General features: G+C 47.8%; 20 protein-coding genes and 1 pseudogene. 12 read left to right on the forward strand and 9 right to left on the reverse strand.

The features are described 5' to 3' along the window. The first annotated feature begins 202 nt into the window (after positions 1-202). From B4V02_RS05430 to B4V02_RS05440, 3 genes are all read left to right on the forward strand, one after another. Positions 203-685, forward strand: coding sequence for a hypothetical protein (locus B4V02_RS05430; protein WP_007431811.1), 483 nt, complete (start codon positions 203-205; stop codon positions 683-685). 136 nt (positions 686-821) lie between these two features. Then, positions 822-1,313 carry a hypothetical protein gene (locus tag B4V02_RS05435; protein WP_007431810.1) on the forward strand — a complete coding sequence of 164 codons (492 nt, stop codon included), beginning with the start codon at positions 822-824 and terminating at the stop codon, positions 1,311-1,313. Positions 1,314-1,333: 20 nt separating this feature from the next. After that, positions 1,334-1,732 (forward strand): hypothetical protein, encoded by a 399-nt coding sequence (locus tag B4V02_RS05440; RefSeq protein ID WP_425270782.1) that lies wholly within the window; start codon positions 1,334-1,336, stop codon positions 1,730-1,732. Between the two features lie 85 nt (positions 1,733-1,817). Here the strand turns inward: B4V02_RS05440 and B4V02_RS05445 are convergent, their stop codons facing one another. The 5 genes and pseudogenes from B4V02_RS05445 to B4V02_RS05460 form a co-directional block, all read right to left on the reverse strand. Beyond that, positions 1,818-2,486 carry a methyltransferase domain-containing protein gene (locus tag B4V02_RS05445; protein ID WP_244188457.1) on the reverse strand — a complete coding sequence of 223 codons (669 nt, stop codon included), beginning with the start codon at positions 2,484-2,486 and terminating at the stop codon, positions 1,818-1,820. Positions 2,487-2,555: 69 nt separating this feature from the next. Next, positions 2,556-2,777: pseudogene (locus tag B4V02_RS27080) on the reverse strand (putative RNA methyltransferase); the annotation flags it as partial. A 151-nt stretch (positions 2,778-2,928) separates the two neighbouring features. Beyond that, a complete protein-coding gene (locus B4V02_RS05450) occupies positions 2,929-4,284 on the reverse strand; it encodes a dipeptidase (RefSeq protein WP_094154028.1) in 1,356 nt (451 codons plus the stop codon). A gap of 189 nt (positions 4,285-4,473) precedes the next feature. Then, positions 4,474-4,650, reverse strand: coding sequence for a YjfB family protein (locus B4V02_RS05455; RefSeq protein ID WP_007431806.1), 177 nt, complete (start codon positions 4,648-4,650; stop codon positions 4,474-4,476). A 56-nt stretch (positions 4,651-4,706) separates the two neighbouring features. Then, positions 4,707-6,686, reverse strand: coding sequence for a methyl-accepting chemotaxis protein (locus B4V02_RS05460; protein ID WP_094154029.1), 1,980 nt, complete (start codon positions 6,684-6,686; stop codon positions 4,707-4,709). 101 nt (positions 6,687-6,787) lie between these two features. Here B4V02_RS05460 and B4V02_RS05465 point away from each other — a divergent pair, with 101 nt between their 5' ends. Then, positions 6,788-6,973: a hypothetical protein gene (locus B4V02_RS05465; RefSeq protein ID WP_094154030.1), complete on the forward strand. Its 186-nt coding sequence runs from the start codon at positions 6,788-6,790 to the stop codon at positions 6,971-6,973. Positions 6,974-7,048: 75 nt separating this feature from the next. On the opposite strand, the gene B4V02_RS05470 is transcribed toward B4V02_RS05465, so the two are convergent. Both B4V02_RS05470 and B4V02_RS05475 read right to left on the reverse strand, forming a co-directional pair. Then, on the reverse strand, positions 7,049-8,176 hold the full coding sequence (locus tag B4V02_RS05470; protein ID WP_094154031.1) for an SGNH/GDSL hydrolase family protein: 1,128 nt from the start codon (positions 8,174-8,176) through the stop codon (positions 7,049-7,051). Between the two features lie 190 nt (positions 8,177-8,366). After that, positions 8,367-9,245 carry a DUF72 domain-containing protein gene (locus tag B4V02_RS05475; RefSeq protein ID WP_094154032.1) on the reverse strand — a complete coding sequence of 293 codons (879 nt, stop codon included), beginning with the start codon at positions 9,243-9,245 and terminating at the stop codon, positions 8,367-8,369. Between the two features lie 253 nt (positions 9,246-9,498). On the opposite strand from B4V02_RS05475, the gene B4V02_RS05480 reads away from it, so the two are divergent. The 5 genes from B4V02_RS05480 to B4V02_RS05500 all read left to right on the forward strand — a co-directional run bounded on the left by B4V02_RS05480 (position 9,499) and on the right by B4V02_RS05500 (position 13,775). After that, on the forward strand, positions 9,499-10,281 hold the full coding sequence (locus B4V02_RS05480) for a class I SAM-dependent methyltransferase (RefSeq protein ID WP_094154033.1): 783 nt from the start codon (positions 9,499-9,501) through the stop codon (positions 10,279-10,281). A 23-nt stretch (positions 10,282-10,304) separates the two neighbouring features. Continuing rightward, positions 10,305-11,315: an MBL fold metallo-hydrolase gene (locus B4V02_RS05485; protein ID WP_094156947.1), complete on the forward strand. Its 1,011-nt coding sequence runs from the start codon at positions 10,305-10,307 to the stop codon at positions 11,313-11,315. Positions 11,316-11,383: 68 nt separating this feature from the next. Further along, the gene (locus tag B4V02_RS05490) at positions 11,384-12,019 is read left to right on the forward strand and encodes an NAD(P)-dependent oxidoreductase (RefSeq protein WP_094154034.1); all 636 of its coding nucleotides are present in this window, start codon (positions 11,384-11,386) and stop codon (positions 12,017-12,019) included. Between the two features lie 225 nt (positions 12,020-12,244). After that, positions 12,245-12,877 carry a TetR/AcrR family transcriptional regulator gene (locus tag B4V02_RS05495; RefSeq protein WP_094154035.1) on the forward strand — a complete coding sequence of 211 codons (633 nt, stop codon included), beginning with the start codon at positions 12,245-12,247 and terminating at the stop codon, positions 12,875-12,877. Between the two features lie 112 nt (positions 12,878-12,989). Continuing rightward, the gene (locus B4V02_RS05500) at positions 12,990-13,775 is read left to right on the forward strand and encodes an SDR family NAD(P)-dependent oxidoreductase (protein WP_094154036.1); all 786 of its coding nucleotides are present in this window, start codon (positions 12,990-12,992) and stop codon (positions 13,773-13,775) included. Positions 13,776-13,883: 108 nt separating this feature from the next. Here B4V02_RS05500 and B4V02_RS05505 read toward each other — a convergent pair whose 3' ends face one another. Together B4V02_RS05505 and B4V02_RS05510 are read right to left on the reverse strand one after the other, a co-directional pair. Continuing rightward, complete coding sequence (locus B4V02_RS05505) at positions 13,884-14,336, reverse strand: GNAT family N-acetyltransferase (protein WP_094154037.1); 453 nt, start codon at positions 14,334-14,336, stop codon at positions 13,884-13,886. 39 nt (positions 14,337-14,375) lie between these two features. Further along, positions 14,376-14,933: a phosphatidylglycerophosphatase A family protein gene (locus tag B4V02_RS05510; protein ID WP_007431795.1), complete on the reverse strand. Its 558-nt coding sequence runs from the start codon at positions 14,931-14,933 to the stop codon at positions 14,376-14,378. A gap of 151 nt (positions 14,934-15,084) precedes the next feature. On the opposite strand from B4V02_RS05510, the gene B4V02_RS05515 reads away from it, so the two are divergent. From B4V02_RS05515 to B4V02_RS05525, 3 genes are all read left to right on the forward strand, one after another. Continuing rightward, positions 15,085-16,143 (forward strand): GerMN domain-containing protein, encoded by a 1,059-nt coding sequence (locus B4V02_RS05515; protein WP_010347999.1) that lies wholly within the window; start codon positions 15,085-15,087, stop codon positions 16,141-16,143. A gap of 94 nt (positions 16,144-16,237) precedes the next feature. Then, positions 16,238-16,999, forward strand: coding sequence for a ribonuclease PH (gene rph, locus B4V02_RS05520; protein WP_094154038.1), 762 nt, complete (start codon positions 16,238-16,240; stop codon positions 16,997-16,999). Further along, positions 16,999-17,631, forward strand: coding sequence for an XTP/dITP diphosphatase (locus B4V02_RS05525; protein WP_094154039.1), 633 nt, complete (start codon positions 16,999-17,001; stop codon positions 17,629-17,631). Before rph ends, B4V02_RS05525 begins: the two co-directional genes overlap by 1 nt. The last annotated feature ends 80 nt before the right edge of the window (positions 17,632-17,711 follow it).

The raw sequence follows: 17,711 nt of genomic DNA on the forward strand, positions 1-17,711 counted from the left end.
ACAAAGTTATACAAGGATAGAAATGCATTCGGTGGTAGTCTAAGAATGCAAATGCCAATATTTCGGGTTTTAAGTTATACTTATATAAAGGTGTTGAAGAAGAATCACAAGGAAGAAAAGCTCGTTGCTTCAGGTAGCAGGAAGTAGCTTTTCCATAGAGCTACCTGTGGTATATTCTTGATTGGAGGTGAACAGGCGACATATGACACCCAACCAACACTTGATGACTTATACGCTAAACAGCGGCATAAAGGGAACTGTCGACCTATCCAGTAAGCAGGTTCAGGAATGGATCAAAGCATATCGAATTGGCAGCAAGTTTGTAACGGTAGTAGGCAAACAGTATTTTGGTTTAAACCCTGAGCTGGTAGCAGATTTTAAGGTACATAATGAATACTCGGAGCAGAGAGAGCACATATCCATGATACAGCCTGTGATAGAACGCAAGGCTATAGATGTGGATCCGCTGGCAGATGCATATAATCAGCATAAAACGTTAATTCAGGTTGAATGTAAATGTGGAGCTTCCTATATAGAGGAGTCCCCGCACAAAAGAACAAAGTGGTCCTGCAAGGAATGCAATAATATTGTATTTCTGGATCGTAAAAAGGGCATGGTGGATACGGAAAAAGGCAAGGCGTGGTATATGACAAACAGGTACTATGTGGAAAGACAAAGCAACTGACAATAGTCAGTTGCTTTTATTCTAAATGCTCTATTCTCTGAGCTTTTTAGGCTGTTATAGCCTTTTGCCAAATAATAAAATTGATGTTTTTTGCGCTTTGTAGTACATTATCAAGTGTATTATAAGGAGGCTTCTCATGTACGGACATAGACAAGATGATACTTTATACATCATGACTTACACACTAAATAGCGGTATCAAGGGCACAGTACCTTTGTCTAATCAGCAGATACAGGAATGGCTTGAGTGTTACAGAATCGGCAAAAAATTTGTAACCGAGATTGGCAAAGAGTACTTTGGATTGCATGCGGAACTGGTGGCAGATTTTAAAGTGCATAATCAGTATTCAAGCTATCAGGAGGTCATTATCCCGATTCAACAGCCGGATACTGGCTTAAAAGAGTTGTCCCAGGCTTACAAATCAACAGAAACCTTGATTAAAGTAGATTGTAAATGTGGTACATCGTATGTGACGGAATCCCCCATTAAGCGGACCAAGTGGTACTGCACCAAATGCCGGGAGATTGTCTTTCTTGACAGTAAAAAGGGAATGGTTGACACATCCAGAGGCAAGGCTCATTATATGACTAATAAGTATTTTGTGGAACGGGAAACAACTGGCGTGTAAGCTGGTTGTTTTTTTTATGATTGGGGGTGAATTTCATTATAAACCGTGTGCACATCAACGAAACGCTTCAGTTGGAGCAAATCATCAGTGACCTGCGGGTGATGGGCTACGTGGCTTTTCATCATCATCTGCAAATCGCAGGCGAGTCTGATGAACTGGAGGAGTTGAAACAGCAACTGCTGTCATTTTTCCAACAGTATCATGTATTGTGGATCGAGGTAGATCCCTTAACGCAATATGCGGTAATCAATAATATGGGTAAGGCGACGGTGCTAAAGCTGATTGGTCGCAGGATGAACCCGCTGCGTGATCTGAGAGCGAATGCTGCTTTGGCCGGGCAGCCGCTTCACGAATGGGATCGGGAAATAGAGCGGCTGGACCAACTCGTGCGTCTGCTGCGCTATACCCGTTTTACATAAGTCGCTGTGATTGAAAACAAGAATAACCAAAAACAAGCATTCACGAAGCGTGTGGAATCACATGTCGTGAATGCTTGTTTGCATCTTATTTTTTACCACATAAGATGAGCAAATCTATTGTAATATGCGTTAAATTCATTTCCTTTACTCGATGCCAATCTGCTTCCGTCGCTCCCCACGATAAGGGAGTCATATGGATTAAAGGCTCAATGAGGTCTGCGTTTAACGCAAAGCGATAGGTTACCCGTTCGGCGTTCAGAAGTTTAAAATGCTCTTTAAATCGGCTTACCGTATTGTCGTTCGAATATACAGGCATATTCTTGTTCTGTTTATACAAGTATCTCAATTCCTCAAGATAACATTGTTCTGGAATGACCTTCAGGATGCAGCCCTCCTCTGAAAGAACTCTTGTAAATTCAGCATAATTGGAGGGGGATAAAATATTGAGTATACCGTCAAATTGTTGATTTGCAAAAGGACAATGAGCCAGATCGGCAACGCACCAGAGAGGATGCGGATATGTTTTGGAGGCAGCAGCAATGCCTTCTTTGGACACATCCATGCCTACACCAGTAAGCTCACTGATTCCTCTCCGGGTTAGCTTTTCCTGAATGTGGCTCAGATGAGAGCCTTCCCCGCAACCGGCATCCAACAAATAATGATGTATTGTGCGGCCGGGCAGGGGCTTCATAAATTCCATCAGATGGTTGGTCATGGCTTCATTTAAGGGATCGAAAAATCCGCTGTTGCACATCCTTCTTCTGGAGGCAAACAGCTGTTTATCATATTTGGTTTTGTAGGCCCGGGAGGATAAATGTACATACCCGTGTTTGGACAGGTCATAGCAATGCTGGTTCGTACATAGGAGGCTTTTACATTCCACCATACGCATCGGTTGAGAGCATAGGGGACACCTAAAGAGGTGTTGATGTTTTGCAAACTGATTGGCCTTTATCGCGTGTTTATTCCATTTGGACATGAAGAATACCCCATTCATTCGTATTTTGGTGAATGAAAAAGGCACAGTCAAATAAGCCCAACCCATTTTTTTGAAAAATGATTGAGCTTTACATAACTGTACCTCACATTACCGTAAACGAATGAATTGGATAATCATATGGTGCAGCACTCCTCTACAAAAATAGAAAGGGCTTTCGCCCTTTCTATTGTAACATATTTATAGGAAGCTGGTGAGCTTACACCGACTTCAAGAACTCTACAATGGTTAACAGACCTTTGTCGAAATTCTCCAAATTAAAATGCTCGTTTGGCGCATGCAGGTTCTCATCCGGCAAGCCAAAGCCCATCAATACAACCGGAGCAGTCAGCACACGGGAGAAGGTTTCCACGATCGGAATGGAGCCGCCATCTTTAGTAAACAGAGCACGCACACCGTACACTTTTTCAAAAGCATCCGCTGCGGCTTGCAAAAACGCATGTGACGGGTCAATGTTAAAGGCGTTTGCTTTCTCACCCTGTTGGATTTCCAGAGTAGCTCCTGGCTGAACATGAGCACGCAAATGACGCTCGATTTTATTCAGAATGTCCTGCGGATTCTGGTTCGCTACCAAACGGCACGTAATTTTCGCATGAGCTTCCTTCGGAATGACCGTTTTGGTGCCCTCACCCTGGAATCCGCCGTACACGCCGTTCAGCTCCAGTGTAGGACGCGCTCCAACACGCTCAACGAAGCTGAAACCTTCTTCGCCATACAGAGAATCAAGCGCAAGTTCCTGCTGCAGCTTGCTCTCATTGAAGCCTTGCTTCACAAATTCTTCTCTCATCTCTGCCGATAACGGCGCAACATCATCGTAGAACCCTTCGACGCTAACACCGCCCTTGTCGTCATGCAGGGTTGCCAGCAAGGACACCATAGCATGCAGAGCATTCGGTACGCCGCCGCCAAAGGAGCCGGAATGCAGATCCGTATTTGCGGTGTGAATGGCCACTTCCAGTGAGCACAATCCGCGTAGACCTGTGCAAATCGCAGGCTTGCCTTTTTCGATCAGGGAGGTGTCGGACACCAGTACAGCGTCGGCAGCCAGACGTTCAGCTCCGGTCTGCAAAAACTCAAGCAGGTTCGGGCTGGACACTTCTTCCTCGCCTTCAATGCAGAATTTGATGTTCAGCGGCAGCTTGCCCTCTTGCTTCAAAATGGCCTCAACCGCCTTAATGTGCAAAAATACCTGCCCTTTGTCGTCTGTCGCTCCGCGTGCATACAATTTTCCATCGCGGATAGATGGCTCGAACGGCGGGGTTTCCCACAGGTGAAGCGGATCAACGGGCTGTACATCATAGTGGCCGTATACAAGGATGGTCGGTTTACCAGGCGCATGCAAATGATCAGCGTACACCAGTGGATGACCTTTGGTTGGAATAATCTCAACGTTTTCCAGACCGGCAGCAGTCAGTTTGGCAGCGAGCCATTCGGCTGCCTGGTTGATGTCCTTTTTGTGCTCCGATAATGCGGAGATACTCGGAATGGACAACCATTCCTTCAGCTCATTCAGTTGTTGCTCTTTGGCTTGTTCAAAATAAGCGGAATAACTCATAAAGTATGTATCCTCCTTTGTACTTGTAATTGTACGAATTTTGCTTTATCCCCCGAACCGAGGTCGTGGACGATATGTCTAGTTTACTACGTTTTGCGCTGAACGAAAAATAACAGATCAAAAAAGCGATTCTACTCGGGTCTGTCCAGACCTGAGCAGAATCGCCCTTCAGCATGAATTTAGATACACTTACACCCGGATGTCCAGTTGACCCCCGAGATGAGGCTGTACGCTTTTTTCCATCATCTGTATCAGCGCCTGCCCTTGCTCATTGGCTTGATCCTTGGCCAGAGCAGCAACCTTTATACTTGCGGCTTGGGCCAGGCTGGCCTGGCTCATACCTGTCGATAATGCTGCGATATCCATATTCCAATCCTCCTTCATGATCAAGATTCTTTCTCTATATTTATCGGTTGGAACGATTATTTTGTTTCATCCAATTGGAATTGGTGCAGCAAATCTTGAAGCTGTTCGGCCAGACGGGTCAAATCGGCAGCGGAAGAACCGATCTCTTCCATCGAGGCGAGCTGTTCCTCGGCGGCGGCGGATACGGTCTCTGTATGGGATGCCGCTTCCTCAGCGATGCGCGTAATTTCCTCCATGCTGCTAACGACTGTGCCTGTTCCCTCTGCAACCCCGGCGGTAGAAGCAGCAACGTTATCGAGCTGCTTCGCCGATTTGGCTACCGCTCTACGGATGCGAGAGAAGGAACGACCGGACAGGTCAATGGAATTGATACCTTCGCTTACACGTTCTTTGGCAGATTCCATTGCGATCAGGGCCTCAGATACACCGCTCTGTATTCCTTGAATTTGTTCACGAATTTGCTGTGCTGAATGAGCCGAATTTTCAGCCAGCTTGCGGACCTCCGTCGCTACAACAGCAAAACCCTTGCCGTGCTCGCCTGCGCGTGCTGCTTCAATAGAAGCGTTCAGTGCGAGCAGGTTAGTCTGACTGGCGATTTCGGTTATGACGGTGACAATCGTTCCGATTCGTCCGGATCGGTCACTCAAAGCGCTGACAATCGTATCGAGCTCTTCCACCGTCGTGCGAATGCCGTCAATGGAAACGACACTATTGCCGATATGCTCACTGCCTACATCCGACGCCTCAATGGCCTGAGCAGAATAAGTGGTCATTTCAGCCATGGTGGCAGTCATGGCTGTAATGTCAGCGGACATGCTGCTGACCCGTTCCTGATTATCTTTTGCGCTGTGTACTTGACGTTCACTGCCTGCGGCTACATCTTGAATAGCTACGGTCACATGCTCAATCGCACGGGTTGTTTGTTCTGCCCCTGCGGCAAGCTCTTGCGAGGAGGCTGACAAATTGCCTGTCATCGCTTGAATTTCTCGAATCATGTTACGCAGGTTATCCACCATTTGTTGAAAATATCTGGATAAATCGCCAATTTCATCGGAACTTGAAGTTGCCACATCGATGGAAAGATTACCTTGGCTGATTGCATCCATGGAATTACGCAATCTTTGAATCGGCTTGAGTATGCCGTTGATCATCAACATGGCCAGTACACCGATGATGATGGCTGAAATCACCAGGACAACGATTGTCGTAACGAGTATCGGTTTGGCGGAGGCACTGGTTTCCGCTTGGTCCATCGTTCCGGCAATTTTCCAGCCTGTCAGCGCGTTGGTTTTGAAAATCAGGTTTTTGGCTATGCCATTCAGATCATAACCAAAGCTGCCTTCCTTGGAGGCAAACAGTTGTGGCAGCATTTCACCCATTTTCGTACTTCCGCTGACTTCTGTCGGGTGGGTAACGACACGTTTGGTACCATCCAATATCATGATATAACCATTTTGCCCGATTTTTAAATTTGTGATTTCTTTCAAATTATTCAAATTCAGAGAAAGACCGAGAACACCACTGTTGTCGGGAAGTGTACGTGAAATATACACAACGGGAACCTTGCTCGAATTGAGTTCGACAGAGCTGACTACGGTTTGCCCAGGTTTTTCAATGGCTTGTTTGTACCACGGACGCTCACGAGGATCAGTTGTACGTCCTGTGGGTTTGCCAATGATGAGCTTTCCTTCAGGAGTTCCTACAAACATATCGGTGACTTCTGCATGCATTTTCAAATACACTTGTAACCTATTCAGAATGTCTTCATCTGCTTCTGTACTGCTATCACTAACGGTTATCGTAGTAGAATAATATTCGATATCCGCGATTTTGGCTTGAATGGTTTGGGTAATTGCGCGATCAGATGCGGTGACGCTAGTAGTCGCACTGTCGAGTAATTGACGGTCCGTTTGGTCATATGCTGCCTTATAGGAAAACGAACTAACAATAATACTAGGTACGAGCATGACCAGCAGGAATGCTACTGTCAATTTTTTGCGCAATGTTAAATTCTTCAGTCGTTTCAGTTGTTTCATCAAACCCCCTGCTTTCTATGTGCGTATTCAATTTCTAATATTTATCTCATATGTATTTACTATCGGTTATTTTAAACCGAATTGATAGATTGATTGCTAATTTGTCCAATACGCTGAACAATTTCTTGTATAGCATGGAGTATCTTGCAATCTGGAGGGATGAGGTATGGTTTTTTTTCTGGATAGGTGATACGTATGCGGTTGAAATCGTACGTGGCGCCGACTATGATCCGAGCGAGGTCGTCTACCGGGCCGAGAGGGGGTATTGGGAGCTGAGTATTTCCTAAATGTAGAATGCGGATATACGATCGTTTGTCGTATATCTCGCATTCTATGCCAGAGCTAATCCTGCTTCCCGGATTCTAATTCTTTAAAATCTCTCGCAAATACACTATCAGTTCATTTGCTGCTTTGGTATGGGCGGGGAGCCCGGGATGGCTGCGAGATCCTATCGTTTCTTCCGTCGTGTTAGGCAGCTGGAACACGGATACATTCCGATCCCTCGTTCTTTTCTTATATGCGTCTACCGCCCGGTAGATGGCTGGCATCATCGGAGTACCCAGCATCCCATAGGCCCACACAATATGGGCGGCGGGATTACAGGTACGAAGCTTGATAAGAAATTTTTTGACAGCGTTTTCAAAAGCTTGTAGATCTTCTTCATTGAATGTGCCGTCCTCGTTCAAGCGCTGCTTGTACACTTTCCCGCTTGTGGGGTCCGTCCATGCAGGAGAATAAAAGGCTCCCCCGTCATTAGTCCCCAAATTCACCACGACCACATCCGGCTGCCATGAGGTGAAATCATGATCGGAAAATGCCCCTAATGTTTCATTTCTCTCTCCGGTGAGCACACCACATACCTGCTCATAATATGCCGGTATGTTCGTATGCGGATTATTATCCCAGCCCGTCAGCACACCCCATCCGCTTTGTGACAGCACTCGGTAATCCGCATTCAGTGCTTCAGCAGTGATGGCTGTATAATTATGTAGTGCCGTGAACAACATGGGAACCCAGTCCACCTCTTCCTTTGCTCCAATCGTTCCTTCTCCCGAGGTAATGCTGTCACCGATAAATTCCACCTTGTGGGGCTTATCTGCAACCGGCAGCAATTCTCCATCAATCCTCAGGGCATGAATTTGCAGCAAGCAGCGCGAGTCCGAACTCATAGGCTGGACATCCTTGACCACACGGACATTTTTGGCTGTTTCAGGGTCCATACCTCTCAAAATACAAATCCAATGCCGTCCTTCGGTCGCCATCAAGCGACTCACTGGGACACCATTGATGACAATACTGATCCATTGCTCGTACACCTGATAATCGACTTCCATTTCAATCCACAACTCCGAGCCTTTGATATTTAATTCAATGCCGCTGCCTGTCCAAAACAGAGTTAGTGGTGCAAGTGTGTGCGTAGTTCGACCATGAACCTTTACATGCTTTGCTTTTGTAAGTGGATATGTCTTCAATCTCTTGTTAGGTGTCATTTCCAATATCCTCCTTATAATCTCCAAATTTAACACCAGTTTCTATAATATTGTAAAATAAGTGACAGGAAATCTCAAAGTCTATTTTTAGGCAAGGAACCATTAATTCGCTTTGCCGAACATAACGATGTTAATCGCCTTGCCGAAGTCTATACCTACTTTTCCCGAACCATCTTACACAGTTCCTCCTTTAAAATAATTCAAGCTGTTCTGGTCCCTCGTTCTCCTGAGGTGGTTTGCGGGGTGGAAAAGGCTTGGGGTCCATGCCGAGCAGCGTCATCAGCTGCTTGGCGTTAGCGGCGGCATCTCCTCCCGAATTATTGTTGAAAATAACGCAAATCTCACGGCTCTGCTGCTCCAGCTCCAGCAATCTGTCTCTCCATTCGGTCAGTTCCTGTTCATTGTACCGATACAGATAACGAACCTCCCGCCAGTTAGGCGCGGAGCTTTGATTCCAGCCGGATGCATTTCGTCCGTGGAGACGCACGACCGTCAGGCTGCTGTCTGTAGCCTGCGGCACAATGGGAACAGAGCCCGGTCCGGCCTGCGGCTCGTCACATACGCTGTGTATCCAGCCTTCCTCGTGCATGAATGCCAGCGTTCGTTTCCGAAAATCGGGTGTAAACCAGCTTTGATGCCTGAATTCAAGTACGGATGGGACCTTTCCCATCCTTTTTTTCGTGTCTCGCAATACGGCTACATTCTCGCGTGTACAGTCGAACCAGGGTGGGTACTGAAACAGTACCGCCTTGAGCTTGCCCGCTTCGCGGAGAGGCTGTATGGATGCATGCAAGGCTTCATACATTTCATCGGTTGTTTTAAAATAAGGCTGCTTGCCGCGTGTATGTCCGGTCATGCCTTGATAGGCCTTGACGAGAAATGAAAAGGAGTCAGGGGTTTCGGCCGCCCAGCGCGCCATGCGATCCGTGGGCTGCACCGCATAAAAAGAACTATCCATCTCCACCACCGGAAAATGGCTGCCATAGACGCTTAATTTTTGATTAGCTTTGGTGCCGATCGGATACAGATCATCGTGATCGCCCCAACCCGTCAGTCCAATTTGAATCATAGCTTTGCCGCTCCTTCTTCATGAATACGCTCAAAAGGCGTTCCCATGATACATTTTAATGATAAAATGGAGTGAATCGCATGAAGCTGTTATGAAGTTCCTATGAAAATTTTAGCTTAAGTATGATTATTGTAACATGTTCCTTATTCAGGATTTTTACAAAATCCTTATTCGTAATGCTTTGGAGTTTCCAGTTTGAGAAAGCTAATATAATATGTAATAGAGTGAAATGAGCTCATGGAGGAGAAACGATATGGCAGAATGGTACGAACAAAGCTTTGGGGAAGATTATTTATTGGTATATAAGCATCGCGACTTTCAGGGTGCCTATCAGGAAGTGCAGAAAATGATCTCTTGGCTCAAATTACCGCAAGGCTCCAGCGTATTGGATTTATGCTGCGGTATGGGACGCCATTCGCTGGCACTCGCCGATGCGGGCTATCAGGTGACAGGTGTGGATCTGTCCGGTGTGTTGTTGAGAGAGGCGCATGCTGCTGATCCCGAAGGACGGGTAAGCTGGCATCAAGGGGATATGAGAGCGGTGCCGCTGGATGAGAGCTTTGACGCGGTGGTGAATTTGTTCACTTCCTTCGGCTATTTTGAGCAGGATGAAGAGCAGCTTAAAGTATTAAAGGAAATTTATCGATTGTTGAAGCCGGGAGGACGCTTTATCATAGATTATTTGAACCCTGCCTACGTGGCCCTTCATCTGGTACCGCACTCGTCACGCGAGGATGAAGGGAATTGGATTGAGGAGCATCGGGTGATTGAAGATGGATTTGTGAAAAAACAGATCGCGATTCGTTCATCCGCATCGGCTGCGACTGCTGAAACCGCTGCTGGTTTGCATACCGCCGCAGGAGAGGAATCAACTCGTGTGTATCACGAGCGTGTAAAGCTGTATCCATATGAAAAGTTCCGCGCCTTGCTGGAGCAAGCCGGGCTGTCTGTAGAACAGGTGCACGGAAGCTATAATGAAGATCAATATATCGAGGATGCTTCGCCCCGAATGATTTTTGTCGGCATGCGGGCTTGAAACGGAAAGGCGGGTGGAAAGCCATGAAATGGCCAGAGCTTACACCGTGTGAAGGGATAGATGGAGGCTTTCAGGTCAAAATATCCATGTCCTTTCCGCTGCGTTGGGTGAATAGCTATGTGCTCAAGGGACAGCACGGCTTTACGATTGTAGACCCTGGTCCGCGCAATCTGTACACAGAGGCAGAATGGGCGCATGTCTTCCAGCAGCTAGGGATGTCCTTGGCGGATATTTCGGACATTGTGGTGACCCATCATCACCCGGATCATTACGGATTGGCTGGCTGGATGCAGCAGCAAAGTCAGGCACGTGTACATATGTCAGCTCGAAGCCATCAGGAAGCGATGATGATGTGGGGTGGGCAGGCATCAACTGCTGCTATGGAGCATACGCTTCCCGCTTTTTTTGTCCGGCATGGCTTTCCTTTGAAGCAGGTGCCCGACTTGGTAGCCCATATGCTGCAGGCGTATGCGCAAGTGAATCCACAGCCTGTGATTACGATCATTCCTGTTAGGGAGAATGCCTGTTTGGAGCTGGGCGGACGCGGCTGGCTGCCTATTGAGACAGGAGGACATGCAGCTGGGCATGTATCCTTGTATGAGCCGAATAGCGGCGTGATCCTGTGCGGCGATGCGGTCTTGCCGCAAATTTCGCCCAATATCAGCCTGCTGCCGGGAAGTGATGCCCAGCCCTTGCAGTCTTATATAGACGGTTTGCAGCGTCTGGGCGAGCTGGAGGTCGCATGGGCGTATCCGGGGCACCGCAATCCGTTTGATTACTTTCATGAACGGACGCAAGCGTTGCTGGCGCATCATGAAGAACGGCTGGAGAAGTTCCAGCAGTTGATTCAGCCAGAGGGGAGCACCGCCTACGAGCTATGTATAGCCGTGTTCGGAGGCAAGCTGGGGATTCACCAACTGCGATTTGCTATGTCGGAGACATTGGCTCATCTGGTGGAGCTGGTGCGCCGTGAGCGGGTTTGGATGAGCGAGACGGAGCAGATTATGCGCTTCTATGCCCTTGGCCGGGACTAGTTACCGAATATAGCCAACAAGACAAAGCAACATGACAAAGCGGCATGCATGCCGGGAAAGAGGCTTCTATGAATCTGCTGCTGCTGGGAGCTACCGGACGCGTAGGGCGGTATATATTGGAGTATGCATTGGCGGACGGTCATACTGTTACGGTCCTTGTCCGATCACCAGGCAAACTGGAGGAATACGTATTAAAATACGGGACGCAGCTCCGAATGGTACAAGGGGATGCTACCCGTGCCGAGGATGTAGCGCGAGTGCTGGCGGGTGGGGTGTCGGCTGTCATCAGCGCACTGAATACGGATGGAACCACTACCTTATCCGTGAATATCGACCTGCTGATCCGGCACATGCAAAAGCAATCTGTGGCCCGTCTTATTACGGTAGGGACAGCAGGGATTTTGCAAAGCCGTACCGAACCGGGCTTGTATCGGTATGAGTCCTCTGACACCCGGCGACGCAGTACCCGTGCGGCAGAGGAACATCGGCGGGTGTACGAATTGCTGCGTGATTCGGCGCTGGACTGGACCATTGTCTGTCCAACCTATCTGCCAGACGGTGCGCGGACAGGCATTTATCGTGTGGAAAAAGACTTTTTGCCCGAAGGCGGCTCACAGATTTCCACCGCTGATACAGCTGATTTTACCTATCGTCAATGGAAGAGTCACGAATTTATACATGCACGTGTAGGCGTTGCCTATTGATCGTAAAACGCCAAACATAGCTTCATTTTTAACATTCAGTCAGAGCGCGGTAAGTGTACCTACTTATTTGCGTTCTTTTTTATTTGACAAACCATCAGGGTTAGAATACTATGATTCTTAAAGGAAACACTGTTTCTGAAAAATGAGTAAGATCTTACATTGAGTACGGCATGATCTTCAAAGTAGTAATCGTCTTTTAATAAGCAAAAGGAAGTGTATTGAATCATGGCCGAGTCATCGCAGCCCTATAAAACCTATTCGGAAGTGAAGCTTCAGCAGCAGCAATTGCTCCGTAAAAACGTTATTGATGCCGCATGCATCCTTCTTGTAGAGGAAGGGCCTGAGTCCGTGACCGTGCGACGGATTGCGCAGAAATTAAGCTGTTCAACCAAAATTATTTACAGTATCTTCGGCAGCAAAGATGGTCTGGCCAATGAAATGTACCTGGATGGATGTCGGCTGCTGGCGGAAACCTTTCAGCACGTACCTGTTACCGAAGACGTACTCGCTGACCTGGAAGCTTTAAGCTGGGCGTACTGGGAATTTGCACAGCTTCATTCAGCCTATTACAAAATGATGTTTGGCGGGGCATTATCTGATTTCAAACCGGATGAACAGAGCCTGGAAGGTACGACAACAGCTCTGTCCCGAATCCTGCAAACTGTCGTACACGCTATGGAGCAGGGCCAATTGGCAGAGCAAGATCCGTTGCTGGTCGTCCGAATGCTGTGGTCTTCCTTACATGGGGTTATCCATCTGCAATTTGCAGGTCATTTTTCGGATGCAGCTGTGGCCCATGAGATTTATGCATTTACGATGAAGCAGACGCTGGCTGCATGTAAGGCCCCTTCATTGTAATTATAGGATTTGAAATGTACTGAGGTCGTCATCGTGGATGACTTCAGTTCATTATAGAGCAATGGTAACAATGTTTCTAAAATAAAACAAAGATACTATGGAGGTCTTTATCATGTTTATGTATGCAAACAAAACGGCTCTGATCACGGGGGCTTCATCCGGTATTGGCGAGGCGTTCGCCTATTCGCTCGCAGCTAAGAAATGTAATCTTATTTTGGTGGCGCGCAATGAAACAAAATTAAAGGCGCTGGCCGAAGAGCTTTCTGCGAAATATAACGTAAAGGCAACCGTGATCGCGCTTGATCTTTCAGCAGCAGGTGCGCCACAAACATTGTATCAGGAGGTCCAAAAGCATCAATTGAAGGTGGATCTTTTGATCAACAATGCAGGCTTTGCTACCTATGGTTACTTTGAACAGGTTTCAGGGGAACGTCAGCATGAGGAAATCATGCTTAATGTCGCTGCTTTAGTAGATATTACACATGCATTTATGCCTGATTTATTACGTAACCGGGATGGAGGTATCATCAACGTCTCTTCCACAGCCGCATTTCAGCCTGATCCGTATATGGCCGTGTATGGAGCAACCAAAGCATTTGTGCTTTCCTTTAGTGAAGCGCTTTGGGCCGAAAATCAGAAACGGGGGCTAAAAGTGCTCGCCCTCTGTCCGGGTGCCACTGAAACCGCATTTTTTGATGTGGTAGGTTCCAATGAAGCTTCTGTGGGTTCCAGAGAAACCCCGCAAAAAGTAGTTCAGAACGCGCTGAAAGCATTTGAAAAGGGAAGGAGTCACCTGATATCCGGTCGCCAAAACTATTGGGTCGCCCAGGTTTCCAGATTTTTCTCTCGTCAAGCCACATTGGGAATTGTAGAACGTACGCTTCGACCGCAAAAATAATAGGACTGTAAGTAATAGCAATGCTATCAGACACACTTCATGTGCCAGGTCTGATCGGTTCCAAACTATATCAGACCTGGTATTCCTGTTTACATGAATAATCGCTTGCTACTCCAGCCCTCTGGACTCCAGTCCTCGGGAATATAGTAAAATTCCATCCCGTTTCTCCCAGCCGTTGGCCGACCAAAAGCGTTGCCCTGCCTCATTATGCTCCATCACAAAAAGATGGCATTTATCTATGCCCTCTCGCAGCAAAGCAGATAATGCTTCATTCACCAGCAACGGGGCGATTCCTTGACCACGATGCGCTGTGGCAACGCCCAGATGATACAGAAATCCTCTACGACTATCATGTCCTGCCATAATCGTGCCTATGAGGCTGCCTTCATACTCACAGACAAAGCTAAGTCCTTCATTCCGCTGCAAAAAGCGTGCAATTCGCTCCGGCGAGTCGGCTTCGCTTAATCCCAATCCTTCCAGACCGTTCCACAGTACAAAAGCCTGCTCATAATCATCGGCCTTCATCATACGGATTGCATATTTGTCATTTACGTTTGCCATGTCCAGTTCTCCTCTTACCCTGCATCTATCTGCTGTTTTCTAGCGTGTAGTATTCGGTGCGCTTTCTTCCCCAAGCTCCTGTTCACGCTCTGCCTGTTTGCGATGGGCGATACGGCTGCTGGCCGAAGCTGCGATAGCGCCTACAATATCGTCCAAAAACGTATGGATTGGCCCGAGGCTTTTATCATTCAGGCGTTCCAGCACGCCCGGTTTGAGTTTATCAACATAACCGTAATTGGTAAATCCAATGCTGCCGTACACATTCACGATGGAGAAGGCCAGAATTTCATCCACCCCGTATAGTCCCTCATCATTCTCAATCATATCCTGCAATGGGGGAAGCAGGGCACCCTGTTCGGCAAGGATATCCAATTGGATGCCGGTGAGCACTGCATTTTGAACCTCGCGCTTCATCAGGACTTTGTCTACATTTTCAATGCATTCTTCCATTGTCAGGTTTGGGTAATATTTATTCTGTAGCAGCATGACCAGCTCTGCGATTTCAGTCATGCTTACACCACGCTTGTGCAGCAATTCACGGGTGGCATCAGCCACCTTTTTACTATTCAGGCTGTAAGGTGCTTTTTTCTTATCCATAAAGCTGTAGTCCCCTCCTTGTATAGATTCTGATTTTTGTTGCGATTATGACCAGTGTGTCCAGTCTGCTGAAAAAGTAGTTATTTTTTACGCGGGGCTCGTATACATATTAGTACAATCTGTACAAAATTGTTAGGGAGGAACTTCACTTATGAACCTAAAACACCCATGGCGTATGACTTCTGTAGCAGGGCTGCTGTCGCTGCCCCTGTTGTTGTCCGGATGCAGTCTTTTCGGCAATGAGTCAGCATCTATTGATCCCCCGCCGTCCACGTTAGAGCAGTCCATGATCAAGGCCGTAAGCGGAAAAGCACCTGTGAGCACCGGGCAGCTGAGGGCTGTCTTTCTGCAAGATCATAACGGTTTGCTGGCTCCGGTATCTTTGCCGATTGCTACAGGTGATGTACAGGCAGATGCCAAGTCGGCGCTGGAAACACTGGTTGAGGGTGGGCCATATGCCGGATTATTGCCAGAGGGCTTCAAAGGCGTACTGCCTCAAGGTACAGAAGTGAAGAGTGTGACAGTGGACAAGAACAACAAGCTGGCTGTCGTTGAATTCAATAAATCTTTTGCCAACTATAAGCCGCAGGAAGAACGCAAATTAATGGAAAGCTTGACCTGGACCCTGACCGACCGCCCCGATATTAAAAACGTGCAGATTTGGATGGATGGCAAAAGACTGAACGAAATGCCCGTTGACGGTACGCCGCTGGATCATCCGTTGACACGCGCAGTGGGCATTAATCTGGAGGTCGGTCAGGGTGCGACACCGCTGGATTCCAGTCCGGTCACGGTATATTTTTCATCGTCATCTCCTGCCGGAGTTCAATATTATGTGCCCGTCACACGGCTGGTCAACCCGGAAAAAGATCGTATCCAGTCCGCGCTGCATCAATTGATTCAAGGGCCGCAAACGAAGGACGGATTACAGGAAGTGATGACAGGGGAGACGGCGCTAAAATCAATAGAACGTTCCAAAGACAACGTAATTACGGTGTCACTCTCGGATGATATGTTCGCCAAGGGAGAGGCTGTACCTGCGGAATTTCTGGAATCGGTCGTACTGACAGCAGCAGACAATTCGGGGGATGCGGCCAAAACGAAAATTCGGATTGAACTGAATGGTGAGAAAAGTGTGATTGGACAAAATAATCAGAACTATGGAGAACCTGTAGCCAAGCCGCAGCACATTAACGAAATTCCTCTTTAAGGGCGGGGAATCGTCCTTGGGGTGCTTTTGCCTGCACACTTTGGTAAAATAAACAATATAAGAACAGGTTGCATACGACGTAGGAGGAAAAAGCATGAGTAGATCTAACGGACGAAACGGTGATGAGCTGCGCCCGATAAAATTGACAGCAGGAGTAAATAAATACGCGGAGGGCTCTGTTTTTATAGAGGTTGGCGAGACGAAAGTCATTTGCACGGCTAGTGTGGAAGAACGCGTTCCACCCTTCATGAAGGGACAAGGAAAGGGCTGGGTGACTGCAGAGTACTCCATGCTTCCGCGGGCAACTCATAGCCGTAATCAGCGCGAAGCCGCGCGTGGCAAGCTGACGGGCCGTACGATGGAAATTCAGCGTCTGATTGGAAGAGCGTTGCGTTCGGTTGTCAATTTGCAGGCGCTTGGTGAACGGACCATTACGCTGGACTGTGACGTTATTCAGGCGGACGGCGGAACGCGCACAACCTCAATCACCGGTTCATTCGTAGCGTTAGCGATTGCGGTCAATAAAATTGCCACCCAGCACAAGCTGCCTGTTTTTCCCATTACGGATTTTCTGGCATCTGTCAGCGTAGGGGTTGTTGGTGAGAAAGCATTGCTGGATCTGAACTATGAAGAGGATTCCAAGGCCAAAGTCGACATGAATCTGGTAATGACTGGAAGTGGCAAATATGTCGAGCTGCAAGGCACCGGAGAAGAAAGTCCATTCGACCGCAACGAATTGGATCAGCTGCTTAGTTTGGGCGAACAAGGAATCTTACAAATGATCGAGCGTCAAAAGGAAGTGCTCGGACCGATTGCTGATAAGATCGGAGCCGGACGCACAGGGGCTGGAGTCTGATGCGACTGGATGGCCCGATTGTCATTGTCGCTACCAAGAATAAAGGGAAGATACGTGAATTTGCACATGCCTTTGCTCCGCTGGGCAAGGAAGTCAAAAGCATGTACGATTACCCCGACATTCCTGATGTCGTTGAGGATGGCAAAACCTTTGCCGAGAATGCGCTGAAAAAGGCCAAGGCGGTCGGTGATGCGCTAGGACTGCCCGTGCTGGCCGATGATTCCGGCCTGTGCGTGGACTTGCTGGACGGCGCACCGGGCGTATACTCGGCCCGTTATGCTGGAGAAGGTGCCAGCGATCACGAAAACAATATTAAGCTGCTCGATGTTTTAGAATCGAAGCAGCTTGGTGATGATACAGGACAGCCTTTGCTAAGTCCGGCTCAATTCGTTTGTACCTTGATTCTGTATAATCCTCAGACCGGGGAGACATTGGAATCGACCGGCTCGGTGGATGGCTGGATTACCACGGAAACTGCAGGCGGCGGCGGATTTGGTTATGATCCGTTGTTTTATTTGCCTGAGTTCGAGAAGACGATGGCCGAGCTGACGTTGGAACAAAAGCAGGCTATCAGCCATCGAGGGATAGCCCTGCGTAATTTGGCGACCAAGCTGGGGCATTCGCAGGCTTAAATTCGTATCATGTTCAACTATCAGATTAGGCCTATAACAATAAAAGTCTATCCGCAGCTCATCACTTGCGGGTAGACTTT

This window comes from Paenibacillus kribbensis, from assembly GCF_002240415.1.
GTDB lineage: Bacteria > Bacillota > Bacilli > Paenibacillales > Paenibacillaceae > Paenibacillus > Paenibacillus kribbensis.